The 14,657-nt window shown below is 70.5% G+C and carries 13 protein-coding genes; 7 read left to right on the top strand and 6 right to left on the bottom strand.

Annotation, left to right across the window (positions count from 1 at the left end; genetic code table 11):
* Position 1: 1 nt before the first annotated feature.
* Both ASF40_RS03065 and ASF40_RS03060 read right to left on the bottom strand, forming a co-directional pair.
* Positions 2-712, bottom strand: a complete 711-nt coding sequence (locus ASF40_RS03065) for an ABC transporter ATP-binding protein (RefSeq protein ID WP_056366171.1) — start codon at positions 710-712, stop codon at positions 2-4.
* Positions 699-1,478, bottom strand: a complete 780-nt coding sequence (locus ASF40_RS03060; RefSeq protein WP_056366168.1) for an ABC transporter ATP-binding protein — start codon at positions 1,476-1,478, stop codon at positions 699-701. Before ASF40_RS03060 ends, ASF40_RS03065 begins: the two co-directional genes overlap by 14 nt.
* Positions 1,479-1,738: 260 nt before the next feature.
* Between ASF40_RS03060 and ASF40_RS03055 the strand changes: the two genes are divergently transcribed.
* The 3 genes from ASF40_RS03055 (at position 1,739) to ASF40_RS03045 (ending at position 4,917) form a co-directional block, all read left to right on the top strand.
* A complete protein-coding gene (locus ASF40_RS03055; RefSeq protein ID WP_056366165.1) occupies positions 1,739-3,130 on the top strand; it encodes an aminomethyltransferase family protein in 1,392 nt (463 codons plus the stop codon).
* A 100-nt stretch (positions 3,131-3,230) separates the two neighbouring features.
* Positions 3,231-4,127: an IclR family transcriptional regulator gene (locus ASF40_RS03050; protein ID WP_082496812.1), complete on the top strand. Its 897-nt coding sequence runs from the start codon at positions 3,231-3,233 to the stop codon at positions 4,125-4,127.
* Positions 4,128-4,137: 10 nt separating this feature from the next.
* Positions 4,138-4,917 carry a DUF1932 domain-containing protein gene (locus ASF40_RS03045; RefSeq protein ID WP_056366159.1) on the top strand — a complete coding sequence of 260 codons (780 nt, stop codon included), beginning with the start codon at positions 4,138-4,140 and terminating at the stop codon, positions 4,915-4,917.
* A gap of 98 nt (positions 4,918-5,015) precedes the next feature.
* Here the strand turns inward: ASF40_RS03045 and ligM are convergent, their stop codons facing one another.
* A complete protein-coding gene (gene ligM, locus ASF40_RS03040) occupies positions 5,016-6,437 on the bottom strand; it encodes a vanillate/3-O-methylgallate O-demethylase (RefSeq protein WP_056366155.1) in 1,422 nt (473 codons plus the stop codon).
* Between the two features lie 150 nt (positions 6,438-6,587).
* Between ligM and ASF40_RS03035 the strand changes: the two genes are divergently transcribed.
* From ASF40_RS03035 to ASF40_RS03020, 4 genes are read left to right on the top strand one after another with little or no spacing between them, the layout of a single operon-like run.
* The gene (locus ASF40_RS03035) at positions 6,588-7,346 is read left to right on the top strand and encodes a PIG-L deacetylase family protein (RefSeq protein ID WP_056366152.1); all 759 of its coding nucleotides are present in this window, start codon (positions 6,588-6,590) and stop codon (positions 7,344-7,346) included.
* A 16-nt stretch (positions 7,347-7,362) separates the two neighbouring features.
* Positions 7,363-8,076, top strand: a complete 714-nt coding sequence (locus ASF40_RS03030) for a 4-carboxy-4-hydroxy-2-oxoadipate aldolase/oxaloacetate decarboxylase (RefSeq protein WP_056366148.1) — start codon at positions 7,363-7,365, stop codon at positions 8,074-8,076.
* Positions 8,063-9,142, top strand: a complete 1,080-nt coding sequence (locus tag ASF40_RS03025; RefSeq protein WP_056366144.1) for a 4-oxalomesaconate tautomerase — start codon at positions 8,063-8,065, stop codon at positions 9,140-9,142. Before ASF40_RS03030 ends, ASF40_RS03025 begins: the two co-directional genes overlap by 14 nt.
* 22 nt (positions 9,143-9,164) lie before the next feature.
* Positions 9,165-10,130: a VOC family protein gene (locus ASF40_RS03020; protein WP_056366141.1), complete on the top strand. Its 966-nt coding sequence runs from the start codon at positions 9,165-9,167 to the stop codon at positions 10,128-10,130.
* A 140-nt stretch (positions 10,131-10,270) separates the two neighbouring features.
* Here the strand turns inward: ASF40_RS03020 and ASF40_RS03015 are convergent, their stop codons facing one another.
* From ASF40_RS03015 to ASF40_RS03005, 3 genes are all read right to left on the bottom strand, one after another.
* Complete coding sequence (locus ASF40_RS03015; RefSeq protein ID WP_056366138.1) at positions 10,271-11,383, bottom strand: 5-methyltetrahydropteroyltriglutamate--homocysteine S-methyltransferase; 1,113 nt, start codon at positions 11,381-11,383, stop codon at positions 10,271-10,273.
* Between the two features lie 221 nt (positions 11,384-11,604).
* Positions 11,605-12,516 carry a serine hydrolase gene (locus ASF40_RS03010; RefSeq protein WP_056366135.1) on the bottom strand — a complete coding sequence of 304 codons (912 nt, stop codon included), beginning with the start codon at positions 12,514-12,516 and terminating at the stop codon, positions 11,605-11,607.
* 64 nt (positions 12,517-12,580) lie between these two features.
* The gene (locus tag ASF40_RS03005) at positions 12,581-14,545 is read right to left on the bottom strand and encodes a M13 family metallopeptidase (protein ID WP_056366132.1); all 1,965 of its coding nucleotides are present in this window, start codon (positions 14,543-14,545) and stop codon (positions 12,581-12,583) included.
* Positions 14,546-14,657 lie beyond the last annotated feature (112 nt).

The raw sequence follows: 14,657 nt of genomic DNA, 5'->3' as shown, positions 1-14,657 counted from the left end.
GTCAGCCTCCCAGGTACGCGCGGCGGATCTCGTCCATGCCCTTGAGCTCCGCGGTCGAGCCGGTCAGGGCGTTGCGTCCCGTCTCGAGCACGGTCGCACTGTCGACGAGGGTGAAGGCGAGGTTGGCGTTCTGCTCGACCACGACCATCGCGATGCCGGACTCCGTGCGCAGCCGCCCGATCGCCTGGTACACCGCCTTCGCGGTGCTGGGCGCGAGACCGAGGGATGCCTCGTCGAGCAGCAGCAGGCGCGGCCGGGCCATGATCGCCCGTGCGATGGCGAGCATCTGCTGCTCACCGCCCGACAGGGCCGACCCGTTGGAGCGGATGCGGTCCTTCAGCTGCGGGAAGAGGTCGAGGCAGTAGTCCACGTCGGCGCGGATGGCCTTCGCGTCCTTGCGGCGGTAGGCGCCCACTCGCAGGTTCTCGCGCACCGTGAGGTCGGACAGCGTGCCGCGCCCCTCTGGCACGTGCGCGATGCCGAGCGCCGCGACCTGGTCGGGGCGGAGGCCATGGAGGTCCTTGCCGTCGAAGCGGATCGTGCCGGTGGAGCGCACCGTGCCCGACACCGCGCGCAGCGTGGTGGTCTTGCCCGCACCGTTCGCCCCGAGGATGCCGACGGCACCGCCGCCGGGCACGCTGAGCGACACGCCCTCGAGCACCTGCACGCGCCCGTAGAAGGCCCGCACGTCGGCGAGCTCAAGCAGCGTCATCGACCGCGTCCTTCCCGAGATAGGCCTCGATGACCCGAGGGTCGGCCTGCGCGTCGGCCGCCGAGCCCTCCATCAGCTTGCGGCCGTGGTCGAGCACGACCACGCGATCGGTGAGCGCCGAGATGAGGCCCATGTTGTGCTCGACGATCACGACGGTGATGTCGTCGTCACGCACGCGCCGCACGGTCTCGATGAGCTGCTCGACCTCCGAGTGCGGGAGTCCCGCCGCCGGCTCGTCGAGAAGCAGCAGCCGCGGCTTCATCAGGAGCGCGCGGCAGAGCTCCACGCCCTTGTGGAGGCCGTGCGACAGCTCGTCGGCGCGCGTCTTCGCGGCCCAGCCGAGGCCGTGGCCCTCGAGCAGGTCGAGCGCCTCCTGACGCAGTGCCTTCTCGGAGCGGGTCGTCCGGGGCAGGCGCAGCGACCACTCCGCAGGTCCACCCGGCAGGCGGCTGTGCGCGCCGAGCAGCACGTTCTCGAGCACGGTCTCGCGCAGCTGCAGGGCGGGATGCTGGAACGTGCGCGCCAGGCCGTGCCGGGCAAGGGTCGCGGGCGGAGAGCCGAGCACCTCGTCGTCGTCGATCGTGATCGAGCCGGCGCTCGGGCGGTAATGGCCGCTCACGCAGTTGAAGAGCGAGGTCTTGCCGGCGCCGTTCGGCCCGACGAGCCCGAAGATCTGACCGGCCTCGACGGTGAAGGTCACGTCCTCGAGCACGTTGACACCGCCGAAGTGGAGGCTCACGTCACGGACTGCGAGCCGAGCGCCCATGGCCCCACCTTTCGCGTCATCGCGTCGTCGTGGTCGATCCGGGAGTCGAGTCTCCCCGTGCTTGGGAAACTACGGATTCGCGGCGAGATTGTCAACGATTTTGGTGCGAAGTTCCGCGACCGTGACCTTCGACACGATGCTGGCGCGCGGTGCACGGGGGTGCAGCATCCGTTTCCGTTCAACGGAATCACCCGTTCGGGTCGGCCCGGAGCGCTCTTACGCTGACCGCAGCTTCCGCAACCGAAGAAGGAGGGTCGACGATGACCACGATCACGGACACCAAGACCGAGTCGCTCGCCGAGGCGATCGATCGCGCCGGCAGCCCCGTGGAGCTGCTGCGCAACCAGAACTGGCCGGCGTTCACGTTCCCGGTGGCGCCGGAGTTCACGAACTGGCGCGACGAGCAGCGCGCGTGGAACACGTCGGTCGCGCTCATGGACCAGTCGCACCACATGACGCAGCTCTTCCTCCACGGCGCCGACCTCATCGCCCTCCTGAGCTCGATCTCGCCGAACACGTTCGCGACGTTCCGCCCGGGCGTCGCCAAGCAGCTCATCTCGGTCAACCAGGACGGCTATCTCATCGGCGACGGCATCCTCTTCTACAACTCCGAGGGGCCCGAGGGTCTCGTGCTGATCGGGCACCACATCCTCATCGACTGGGTGCGCTTCAACATCGAGAAGGCCGAGGCGCTCGGCAAGGACGTCCACTATCGCCTCGAGGCGAACTCGCACATGCGCCAGGGTCCGCCGACGTTCTACCGCTACGAGCTGCAGGGGCCGCACGCCGATCTCGTGATGGAGAAGGTGTTCGGCGGACCGGTGCCCGAGATCAAGTTCTTCCACATCGGCGACGTCGAGATCGCCGGACGCCCGGTGAAGGCGCTGCGCCACGGCATGGCCGGACAGCCCGGCTTCGAGTTCTACGGACCGTGGGAGGACCACGAGGTCGTGCTCGAGGCCCTCATGGAGGCGGGTGAGGAGCACGGCATCCGCCGCGTCGGCGCGAAGGCGTACTCGTCGTCGCCCCTCGAGTCCGGCTGGGTGCCGACGCCGTTCCCCGCCGTGTTCGACGACGACTTCGCCGAGTACCGCGAGTGGCTGCCGGCGGCGCGCATCGGCTCGGTGGGCGGCTCGCTGTACTCGACCGACATCCACGACTTCTACATGACGCCGTTCGACATCGGCCTCGGCCGCTCGGTGCGGTTCGACCACGACTTCCACGGGCGCGAGGCGCTCGAGAAGCACGCCGAGAACCAGCGCCGCCGCAAGGTCACGCTGATCTGGGACGCCGACGACGTCGCCGCGGTCGTGCGCTCGCAGCTCGAGCCCGGCACCCCCGCCAAGTATCTCGACTTCCCCAAGGCTCGGTACGGGCTCTACCAGATGGACGAGATCCTGAAGGACGGCGAGCGCGTGGGGATCTCGACGGATGCCGGGTACGTGGCGTACGACCAGCTCTACATGTCGCTCGCGACCCTGGACGCCGGCATCCGCGACGGCGAAGAGGTCGAAGTGGTGTGGGGCGAGGACCCGATCTCGCGCAAGGACTCCGTCGAGGCCGAGCACCGCCAGGTGCGGATCCGCGCGACGGTCGCCCCTGCGCCGTACCACGACTACGCCCGGACCGTGTATCGCCAGAACGCTTCCTGAGTCACCGGCCGGAGGGGGAGGTCGGCGCGAGCCGACCTCCCCCTCCGGTCCGACGGGTTCCGGCGCGGGTTAGCATGGCCGCGTCGTCGAGGAGGATGCTGTGGCACGAGGGTCGGCCGGAGAGTCGGTGCTTCACCGGCACCTGCGCGTGCTGGAGAGCTTCGATGCGTGGCATCCGTTCCTCACCCTGACGGAGATCGCCGACGCGTCGGGCATTCCGCCGTCGAGCGCGCACCGCCTCATCGCCGAGCTCGAGCACGAGGGGCTGCTCGAGCGCCTGCCGGATCGCACCTACCGCCTGGGAGTGCGACTGTGGGAGTTCGCGAGCCGCACGCCCGGCGCGGTCGGACTGCGCGAGATCGCCCGCCCGTGGCTGGGCGCGGTGCACGAGCGGGTGCGCCAGCACGCGCAGCTGGGCGTGCTGAGCGGACGCGACGTGCTCTTCATCGATCGGATGTCGACGCGCGACGCCGTCGTCAACGCGACGCTGATCGGGGGCCGCATCCCGCTGCACGCATCGTCGAGCGGGCTGGTGCTGCTGGCCTACGCCGACGCGGCGCTGGTCGCCGACGTCATCGCGGGCGGCCTGCGGAGGTACACCGACCACACGATCGGCACCGGCCCCGAACTGCGCGCGGCGCTGCGCCGGGTGCGGGAGGAGGGCTACGCAGTCGCCGAAGGGCACATCCACCCCGAGTCCCGCGGGATCGCCGTGCCGGTCACCGGGCCCGGCGGCACCGTGTACGCGGCGATCGGCGTCGTGGTGCCCAACGACGGCGGCTCGACGCACGCATACGCGGAGCTGCTGCGCCGCGCGGCCGCCGGGATCGCCCGCGACCTCGCCGTCGCGTACCGTCCGGACGTCGACGAGCGGACCCACGGCATCCGCTCGCTCGTGAGTGGGTCGCGCCGGTCGCTCGAGTACCTCGAGAGCCTCGACGCCGACCCGCACGAGATGGGCGAGCTTCCCGCTCTCGGCCCCGCGCCGGTGCCCTAGGGTCGGCAGCATGACGACGATCGCGGTCCTCGGTCTCGGCGAAGCCGGGCGCCGCTACGCGCGCGGCCTCGCGCACGCCGGGGCGGAGGTACGCGGCTTCGATCCCGCCCACGACCTCGGCGATCCCGACGTCCCGCAGTTCGCGACCCTCGCCGACGCCCTCGCCGGGGCCGACGTCGCCCTGAGCCTCGTGACCGGGCATGCCGCAGCATCCGTCGCCCGTGAAGCTCTTCCCCACGTGGCCGAGGGCGCCGTCTACGCCGACCTCAACACCGCCGCGCCCGAGCTCAAGCAGCGCATCGCACGGCTCGCCGCCGACCGCGGGCTCGCGATGGCCGACGTCGCGGTGCTGGCGCCCGTGGTGCGCGCGGGCCACCGCACGCCGCTGCTCGCGAGCGGACCCGGAGCCCGCGAGTTCGCCGCCCGGGTCGGCCCGTTCGAGGTGCCGGTCGACGTGGTCGACGGCGACGCCGGCGAGGCCGCCCGCCTGCGGCTGCTGCGGAGCGTGTTCATGAAGGGCCTCGCGGCGCTCGTGCTCGAGGGGCTCGGCGCGTCGCGCGCCGTGGGCGCCGAGGACTGGCTGCGCGCGCAGATGGCCCAGGAGCTGGGCCCAGACGGCGCTGCCCTGATCGACCGCCTCGTCGACGGCTCGATCACCCACGCGGTGCGCCGCGAGCACGAGGTGCGCGCGGCCCTCGCCGCGCTGGAGGCGTCGGGGCAGCCCGCCGACATGACCCGCGCGACCCTCGCCTGGTTCGAGCGGCTCGTCGCCGAGCGCGACCACGACTGACGACGAGACCGCGCCGCTTCAGGTGGCGGGGCCGCGGAATCGCCGCGCGCACTCCGCGTGTCGCGACCCCGAACGGACGCCGCACCGCCGCCCCGGGGCTAGACCACCGCGGCCGCGGTGCGCCAGCCGCCGTGGTACTCCTGGCGGGCGGTCACGGCGTACGGCACCGGGCTGACAACGGCGCGCACGGCGAGCTGCTCGTGCGGCTCGACGGTGGTCTTGCGCGAGCCGCCGTCGGGCTCGCCCCACACCACGCGCACCTCGGCGCCGATCGGCACGTCGCGGTCGACGGTCGCGAGCGAGAGGCCGCGCTTCTCGTTCGCCGTGACGCCGGTGAAGAGCGACAGACCGACGGTGTCGCCGTCGGCGTCGATCACGGCGTCGTAGTTCGACGAGCCGTAGTTCGCGTTCGGCAGGTCGAAGAACTGATACCCGGGGCCCTCGCGGTCGATGACGCTCGTGAGGAGCTTGCTGAGGTCCTCGTCGTTCCACGCGAGAGTGACCTTCTTGCGCTGCGTCTCGGGGTCGACCTGCTCGAGGGCGTCGCGGCCGATGAAGTCGTGGTCGAACTTCACGAACGAGCCGTAGCCCAGGTCCCACGGGTTGAGGTAATAGTCCTCGACGTCATCCGACACGAAGGAGCCGGCGAGGGCGTTGATGGCCTCGTAGCTGTTCGCCGGCAGCCACTCGCGGTAGCGGCGCTCGATGTCGCCGCCGGTGTAGATCGCGGGAAGCGGCGACGGGATCCAGCCCGACTCGAGCGTGTTCGACGAGTACGCGCGCGAGCCGCACGGCTCGAGGCCGAACTCGCGGCCCGCCTCGAGCACGGCGTCGCGGATGCGGCCGTGCTCGGAGTACGGGCCCCAGATCTCGAGGCCCGGCGCTCCGGCCATGCCGTGGCGGAGCGTGCGCACCCGCTGCCCTGCGATCTCTAGCTCGCCCATGTGGAAGAACCGCACCTGCTCGACCTCGCGGCCGGCGAGCTTCTCGATGATGGGCCACGCGTTCGGGCCCTGGATCTGGAAGCGGTAGAACTCGCGGGTGACCGCCTCGCCGTACGGGCGCGACGGCGAGCGGTCGTCGTAGCGGGTCTCGACGTCGTAGCCGCCGGTCTCGGCATGGAACTGCAGCCAGTTCGCGCCGGGCGCGCGACCGACGTAGACGTACTCATCTTCCGAGAGGTGGAACAGGATGCCGTCGCCGATGACGCCGCCGGTCGACGAGGTCGGCACGAACTGCTTCGCCGTGTTCACCGGGAAGTTCGCGAACGAGTTGATGCCGGTGTCGGAGAGCAGTCTCAGCGCGTCCGGGCCGGTCATGAAGAAGTTCACCATGTGGTGCGTCTGGTCGTAGAGCACAGCGGTCTCGCGCCAGGCCTTCTGCTCGCGCCGCCAGTTGGTGAACTCGGCCGGCACCACCGGGTAGATGTACGTGCCCAACTGCGAGTTGCGGAGCATGTCGACGACACTCCCCCGCTCGGCGGTGTATTCGTTCAGGAGCTCTTGGAGGTTGCTCGCCATGCCTGTCTCGACTTCCTCGTCCAGTGGTTCGTTCCGGGTGACCTGACCGCGATGGTACGCGGCGGCTATACCTACATCCAGAGGTATTTGGTCGCCACGATTGTAGACAATTTGTTGACCATTTCGCCACGGGTATGGTTCGCTGGCCCCATGACAGACACCGCCGTCGACACGCTCCTCGTCGTCAGCGCCCACGCCGGCGACTTCGTGTGGCGGGCGGGCGGCGCGATCGCCGCCGCGGCCCTCCGCGGCGAACGCGCGGTGGTCGCATGCCTGTCGTACGGCGAGCGCGGCGAGTCGGCCAGCCAGTGGCTCGACGGCAAGTCGCTCGACGAGATCAAGCGCATCCGGCGGGGCGAAGCCGAGGCCGCAGCATCCGCTCTCGGTGCCGAGGTCGAGTTCCTCGACCTCGGTGACTACCCGCTGGTCGAGTCGCGCGAGGCCGTCTCGCGCCTGGTCGATCTGTACCGGCGCGTGCAGCCCACGGTCGTGCTCACGCACACCCTGCGCGACCCGTACAACGGCGACCACCCGGCCGCGGCGCGCATGGCGCTCGAGGCACGCGTGCTCGCGCAGGCCATCGGCGTCGCGAACTCCGACGGCAGCTACCCCGGCAAGGACGACATCATCGGGGCCCCGCCGGTGTTCTTCTTCGAGCCGCACCAGCCCGAGCAGTGCGACTTCACCCCGGATGTGCTCCTCGACATCACCGAGGCGTTCGCACGCAAGCGCGCCGCGATGGAGTGCCTGCCCGCCCAGAAGCACATGTGGTCGTACTACACCGACCTCGCGGTCCGCCGCGGCGTGCAGCTCAAGCGCAACGCGGGCCCGAACCTCGGCCTTCACCACGAGACCATGGGCGAGGCCTACATGCGGCACTTCCCGCAGGTCACCTCGGTGCTGTCGTGAGCGGGGTGCGTCCGCTATGAAGCCCGTCATCGTCACCGACATCGCGAGGACGGATGCTGCGACCGCCCGCGCGCTCGGATCCCACGGCGTCGCGACGGTGCACGAGGCGATGGGTCGCACGGGACTCGTGGGTCCCGGCATCCGTCCCATCCAGGACGACGTGCGCATCGCCGGAACCGCCGTCACGGTGCTGAGCCACCCCGGCGACAATCTCATGATCCACGCGGCCGTCGAACAGTGTCGCGAGGGCGACGTGCTCGTGGTGACCACGACGTCGCCGTCGGTGGACGGCGCGTTCGGCGAGCTGTTCGCCACGGCTCTGCAGGCCCGCGGCGTGCGCGGACTCGTCACGACGACCGGCGTCAGAGATGTCGCGGAGCTGCGCGAGCTGGGCTTCCCGGTGTGGTCGGCGGCCGTGTTCGCGCAGGGCACCGTGAAGGCGACGCCCGGCTCGGTGAACGTGCCCGTCACCGTCGGCGGCGTCACGGTGCGCCCGGGCGACGTGATCGTCGCGGACGACGACGGCGTGCTGTGCGTGCCCCGGCGGGACGCGGCGGGTGCCCTCGCCGCCGCCGACGCGCGCATCGCGAAGGAGGCGGCCGACCGCTCCGCGTACCGCAGCGGCGAGCTGAGTCTCGACCGCAAGGGGCTGCGCCCCCTCCTCGCCGAGCTCGGCATCGAGTACATGACGCAGGCGGAGTACGAGGCGCGCGGCGATGGCGGCGCCTGACCCCGTGCGCGACGGCGTCCGCTGCATGCTCATGCGCGGCGGCACGTCGAAGGGCGCGTACTTCCTTGCGGCAGACCTGCCGTCCGATCCTGGCGCGCGCGACGACCTGCTGCTGCGGATCATGGGCTCACCCGACCCCCGGCAGATCGACGGCATCGGCGGCGCGCACCCTCTCACCAGCAAGGTCGCGATCGTGTCGCCGTCGACCGCCGAGGGCGTGGACGTCGACTACCTGTTCCTGCAGGTCGGCGTCGACACAGCGACGGTGGCCGACGCGCAGACGTGCGGCAACCTGCTCGCCGGCATCGGGCCGTTCGCCGTCGAGCGCGGCCTCGTCCCGGCGACAGGTGGCCGCACGACGGTGCGCATCCGGCTCCTCAACACCGGCGACACCGCGACCGCGGTCTTCACCACGGCCGACGGCCGCCCCGACTACGACGGCGATGCCGCCATCGACGGCGTCCCGGGCACGGCATCCGCCATCGAGCTCGAGGTCGGGGGCGGCGACGACAAGCCTCTCCTCCCGACCGGCAATCCCGCCGACGACCTGGACGGCGTCACCGCGACCCTCATCGACAACGGCATGCCGGTCGTGCTCCTGCGCGCCGACGACTTGGGCGTCGACGGCTTCGAGACGCCCGCGGCGCTCGAGACCGACGCAGACCTCACCTCGCGCATAGAGCGCCTCCGGCTTGCCGCGGGTCCGGTCATGGGCCTCGGCGACGTGTCGGCGCAGACGGTGCCCAAAGTGATCCTGCTCTCGCCGCCGCGGGCGGGCGGCGCGATCTCGACCCGCGCCTTCATCCCGACGCGCGTGCACACGGCGATCGGCGTGCTGATGGCAGCATCCGTCGCCGCCGCTCTGCGGATCCCCGGCGCCGTGGGGCACGACCTCGCGGGCCCCCTCGGCGAGGAGGACGCCGCGATCGAGCACCCGAGCGGCACCTTCCCGTCGCGCGTGCGGGTCACACAGGACGACGGCGGCGCCTGGCGCGCGACCTCCTTCTCGCTGCGCACCGCCCGCAAGCTCTTCGACGGCACGGTCTTTCCGAGGCCGCGCCGATGAAACCCGTCAGAGAGGACGCCCCATGACCGCCGACACGTCGTTCGACGTCGCCCACCTCGCCCACGTCGAGCTGCTGACGCCCACCCCCGCCGAGAGCCGCTGGTTCTTCGAGGACCTGCTGGCGATGCGCGTCGTCGCGGAGGACGGCGACTCCGTGTACCTGCGCACGTGGGACGAGTACCAGCTCTACACGATCAAGCTCACGGCGTCGGACGCTGCGGGCGTGGGTCGCACCTCGTTCCGGGCATCGTCGCCGCAGGCGCTGGAGCGGCGCGTCGCCGCGATCGAGGCGGCCGGGCTCGGCGTCGGGTGGACCGACGGCGACGTCGGCTGCGGGCCGACCTACGGGTTCACCGACCCCGACGGTCACGCGATGTCGATCTTCTACGAGGCCGAGCGCTACCAGGCCGGCGACGACGACAGGCCGGCGCTGAAGAACCAGGCCTCCCGCTTCCCTGGCCGGGGCGTGAACGCGCGCCGGCTCGACCACATCAACTACCTCGCGAAGGACGTCGAGGCGAACGGGGCGTTCCTGCGCGACGCCCTCGGCATGCGCGAGTCCGAGCGCATCCGGCTCGACAGCGGCAGGTTCGCGGCGTGGTGGTTCCACTTCTCGCTCAAGTCGTACGACGTCGTCTACTCCGACGACTGGACCCGCCACGGCAACCGCCTGCACCACATCGCGTTCGCCCCCGACACGCGGGAGGACATCCTCAAGGCCGCCGACATCTTCCTCGAGAACGGCATCCACATCGAGTCAGGGCCTCACAAGCACGCGATCAACCAGACGTTCTTCCTCTACGTCTGGGAACCCGGCGGCAACCGCATCGAGTTCGCGAACGCCGGCGCCCGCCTGCTGCTGGACCCCGATCAGCCCGTCGTGGAGTGGACCGAGGCCGAGCGCCGCAAGGGCCAGGCCTGGGGCATGAAGACGATCGAGACCTTCCACACCCACGGCACCCCCGTGGTCGACGCCCCGGGCAACTGAGCCCAGCGTCGCACTGTCGCGAGAGGTTCTCCCCGGGTTTGGGGCGCAGATTCTCCGTTGGGGCGCAGTATCTGCGCCCCAACGGACGGACTGCGCCCCGAACCTCCCACAGAGGCGGGGCCGGGCCGGGGCGGGCCGGATCAGCGCCAGACGTCGGCGGCGATGTCGACGACCTCGCGCACCTTGGCCCACTGCTCGTCCTCGGTGAGGACGTTGCCCTCCTCGGTCGAGGCGAAGCCGCACTGGGGGCTCAGGGCGAGCTGCTCGAGGGGGGCGAACGCCGCTGCTTCGTCGATGCGGTGCTTCACAGCATCCACGTTCTCCAGCTCGCCGCTCTTGGACGTGATGAGTCCGAGCACGACCGTCTTGTCGCCCTCCGGCAGGAACCGCAGCGGCTCGAAGCCGCCGGCGCGCTCGCTGTCGTACTCGAGGAAGTAGCCGTCGTACGCGGTGTTGCCGAGCAGCTGCTCGGCGACCGGCTCGTACCCGCCCGACGAGATCCACGTCGAGCGGAAGTTGCCGCGGCAGACATGCGTGGTGATCGTGAGGTCGTCGGGCTTGCCGTCGAGGATGCGGTTCAGGATGCCGGAGTAGCGCTCGGCGATGCCGTCGGTCTCGATGCCGCGCTCGCGCGCCTTCTCGAGCTCGACCTCCGAGCAGAGGTACGCCCACGCGGTGTCGTCGAACTGCAGGTAGCGGGCACCGGCGTCGTAGAACGCGGCGACCGCGTCACGGTACGCCTGCACGAGGTCGTCGACGATGTCGTCGCGGCCGTCGTAACCCGAACCCTCGAGGTGCCCCGGCTCGAGGCGGAAGTCGAGCACCGTGGGGGCCGGGATGCTGAACTTCGGCACCGCGCCGGTGGTGCGCTCGAGCAGGCTCTTGAGCGAGCGGAAGTGGTCGAGGAACGGGTGCGCGTCGCTGAAGCCGATCTTGCCCGAGATCTCGATGCCGCGCGGCTTGGTCTGCACGCCCTGGAACTGGATGCCGTGGTCGAGCTCGACGATCTCGACGCCGTCGAGCAGGCCGAAGAAGTCGAAGTGCCACCACGAGCGGCGGAACTCGCCGTCCGTCGCGAGCTTCAGGCCGGCGTCGGCCTCGCGCACGACGAGCTCGGCGATCGCCGTCTCCTCCGCGACGCGCAGCGCATCAGCGTCGATCTGACCGGAGGCGAACCGGCGGCGGGCCTCCGCGAGCTCAGCGGGACGAAGGAAGCTGCCGACGATGTCGGCGCGGAACGGCGGTGTTGACACCCTCGCGAGCGTAGCCGATCCCTCCCGGCATAGGTACTCGCTCGTCACCCGGCGTCATCCCCCGCCGCCGCGCGACCCCGCCGCTGCCGCGCGACCCCACCGCGTGAAACGACAGTCGGCGGACGAGACCCTGGGTGAACCCCATGGTCTCGTCTGCAGGCTGTCGTCTCACCGAATGCCCGGTCCTGCGGGGGACACCGCCGACGGCGAGGCACACCGGTCTAGAACACGTACTCCATGAGGTCGGTGCCGAGGATGCGGAACGCCTCGTGCGCGCGCAGCCGGTGCGAGATCGACAGGTCGTCGAAGCACACGATGAGCGCGTACGACACTCCGGCGCGGGGGCCCGCCAGCACACCCGCCTCGACACGGATGCCGGCATCCCGGCCGGTCTTGTTGATGAAGAGCAGCCCGTGCTCGTCGTTCTCGTGCGAGAACGGGTCGAGTCCGGTGGCGGATGCCACGAGCGACAGGTCGTGGTTGAGGCTCAGCCACTCCGCCACCTGGGCACTCACGCTCGGCGAGACGACCTGCGAGTTCACCAGGGCGGCGAACACCTCGGCCAGCTCGCGCGCGGAGCCGAGGGCGAAGTGCGGGGCGTCGTCGGGCCCGCGCTCGTCGCGGAAGCGGTCGAGCAGCGCCGAGCGGGCGAGTCCGAGCTCCTCGATGCGAGCGCGCACGGCCGGGATGCCCACACGCGTCAGCAGGGCATTGGCCGCCAGCGCGTCGCCGGTCGACGCGGTGAGCACGGCGAGGTCGATGAGGGGCAGGGCGGGCGCCTTGAGATGCTGCCACACTCCCCCGACGCCGACGGGCTCGATGTGCGCGCGGTCGATGATCTCGAGCGGCTCGAGGCGCCCCGACTCGAACGCGGCGGCGACCTCGATGAGCAGCGGCACGACGCCGAGGCCGGCGACGGGCAGCGTCACGAAGTCGTCGCCCGACAGGACGGAGGTCCCGCGGTCGAGGTCGGTGATGCGCACCGAGATCTTGGCCCCGGATGCGGCGAGATCGTCGAGCGCCTTCAGAGTCGACGTGAACGAACGACGACCGGCCGCTGCCCTCTTCGGCAGCCGCCTACCGGTGCTCCGCCCTGCCCCCCGCAGCGACTCGGCATCCTTTTTGGGCTCCATGCCCACGGAGTTTCCCTCCCCTTGACGTTGTTGCGGGGTGATCGGGCCGCACGCGGCCCGGCCGTCACCAGATGGTGACGCGCTGATCCTCGTCGAGCCAGAGAGCATCCGACTCGGTCACACCGAACGCGTCGTAGAACGCGTCGATGTTGCGCACGATCTGGTTGCACCGGAACTCGTTGGGCGAGTGCGGGTCGATCGTGAGCAGACGGATGGTCTCAGCATCCCGTCCCTTCTGCTGCCAGATCTGTCCCCAGCTCAGCAGCAGTCGCTGGATGCCCGTGAAGCCGTCGAGCTCCGGGGCGTCGGCATCGCCCAGCGACAGGGCGTAGGCCTTGATCGCGATGCCGAGTCCGCCCAGGTCGCCGATGTTCTCGCCGATGGTGAGCGCGCCGTTGACGTTGTTGTCATCGGCGAGCCCCTGCGGCACGAGGGCGTCGTACTGGGCGATGAGGTTCTTGGTGCGCTCCTCGAAGGCGGCGCGGTCGTCGTCGGTCCACCAGTCGCGCAGCGACCCGTCGCCGTCGAAGCGGCTGCCCTGGTCGTCGAAGCCGTGGCCGATCTCGTGGCCGATGACCGCGCCGATGCCGCCGTAGTTGGCGGCGGCGTCGCGCTCGACGTCGAAGAACGGGTACTGCAGGATCGCCGCCGGGAACACGATCTCGTTCATCAGCGGGTTGTAGTACGCATTGACGGTCTGCGGCGTCATGAACCACTCGTCGCGGTCGATGGGCTGGCCCACCTTGGCGAGCTGACGGTCGTGCTCCCACACGTGGGCACGGCGGACGTTGCCGATGAGGTCGTCGCTCGCGATCTCGAGGGTGGAGTAGTCCTTCCACTTCACCGGGTACCCGATCTTCGGGGTGAACGCGTCGAGCTTCGCGAGTGCCCGCTCGCGGGTGGAGGGGCTCATCCACTCGAGCTCGGCGATCGACTGCCGGTACGCCTCGATGAGGTTGGCGACGAGTTCGTCCATCGCCTCCTTGGCCGCGGGCGGGAAGTGGCGCTCGACGTAGACGCGGCCGATGGCCTCGCCCATGGCGGCCTCGGTGAGGCTGACGCCGCGCTTCCAGCGCTCGCGGTTCACCGGGACGCCCGTCAGCTGCGTGCCGTAGAACCCGAAGTTCTCGGCGACGAACTCCTCCGACAGGAACGGGGCGCCGGAGTGCACGACCGCGAAGCGCAGCCACGCCTTCCAGTCCTCGAGGCGGTCCTCGACGAGCAGGGCGCCGAGGCCCTCGAAGAAGCTCGGCTGGTAGACGTTGATCTCGGCGAACGCGTCGGCGTGGTCGGGGGCCGCGCCCTCGCGCCACGGCGTCAGGTCGACGCCGACGAGCTCCTGGACCTCGTCCCACGTCTTGAGGTTGTACGTCTTGACCGCGTCGCGGCTCGAGACGTTGTCCCAGTGGTGGGTGGCGAGTTCCGTCTCGATCGCGACGATGCGATCTGCGGATGCCTCGGCCTCGGCCACGCCCGCGAGCTCGAGGATGCGCTGCACGTGGGTCCGGAACGCGATGCGCGTCTCCTGGAAGTTGTCGAGGCGGTAGTAGCTCTCGTCGGGCAGCGACAGGCCGCCCTGGATGAAGAACGGCACGTAGCGCTCGGGGTTGCCCGGGTCGGGCTCGAAATAGAGGTGGATGAGGGCGGCGATGCCGTCGCGCTCGAACTCGCCGATCGTGCGCAGGAACCCGGGGATGTCTTCGATCGCCTCGACACGGGCCAGCGAGTCCGCCAGCGGGGCCGCACCCTGCGCCTCGATGCGCTCGGTGTCCATGAAGCTCGTGTAGAGGTCGCCGATCTTGCGGGCCTCGGTGCCGGGCTCGGCCTGCTGCGACTCCTCGACGATCGCGTGCACGTCCTTCTCGGCCTGCTCCGCGATGAGGTGGAACGAGCCCCACCGCGCCTTGTCCTCCGGGATCTCGGTCCGCTCGAGCCAGCTGCCGTTGACGTGGCGGAACAGATCGTCCTGGGGGCGGATCTCGGCGCTGAGTTCCTCGAGCGCGAGACCGGAGCGGGGGGCATCGGTCATGCGTTCCAGGGTAGTCGCCCGAAGCCTGGACAACTCTCGGGAGCGGCCGGATCGCCGCTCGTGACGACATTGTGATGAAGCCTGCTCGCTCCTCAGTTGAGGACTGTTGCCG

It is taken from the genome of Microbacterium sp. Leaf288, assembly GCF_001422925.1.
Lineage (GTDB): Bacteria > Actinomycetota > Actinomycetes > Actinomycetales > Microbacteriaceae > Microbacterium.
The sequence above is the reverse complement of the archived record's forward strand: the minus strand, read 5'-3'. Positions and strand labels throughout refer to the sequence as shown.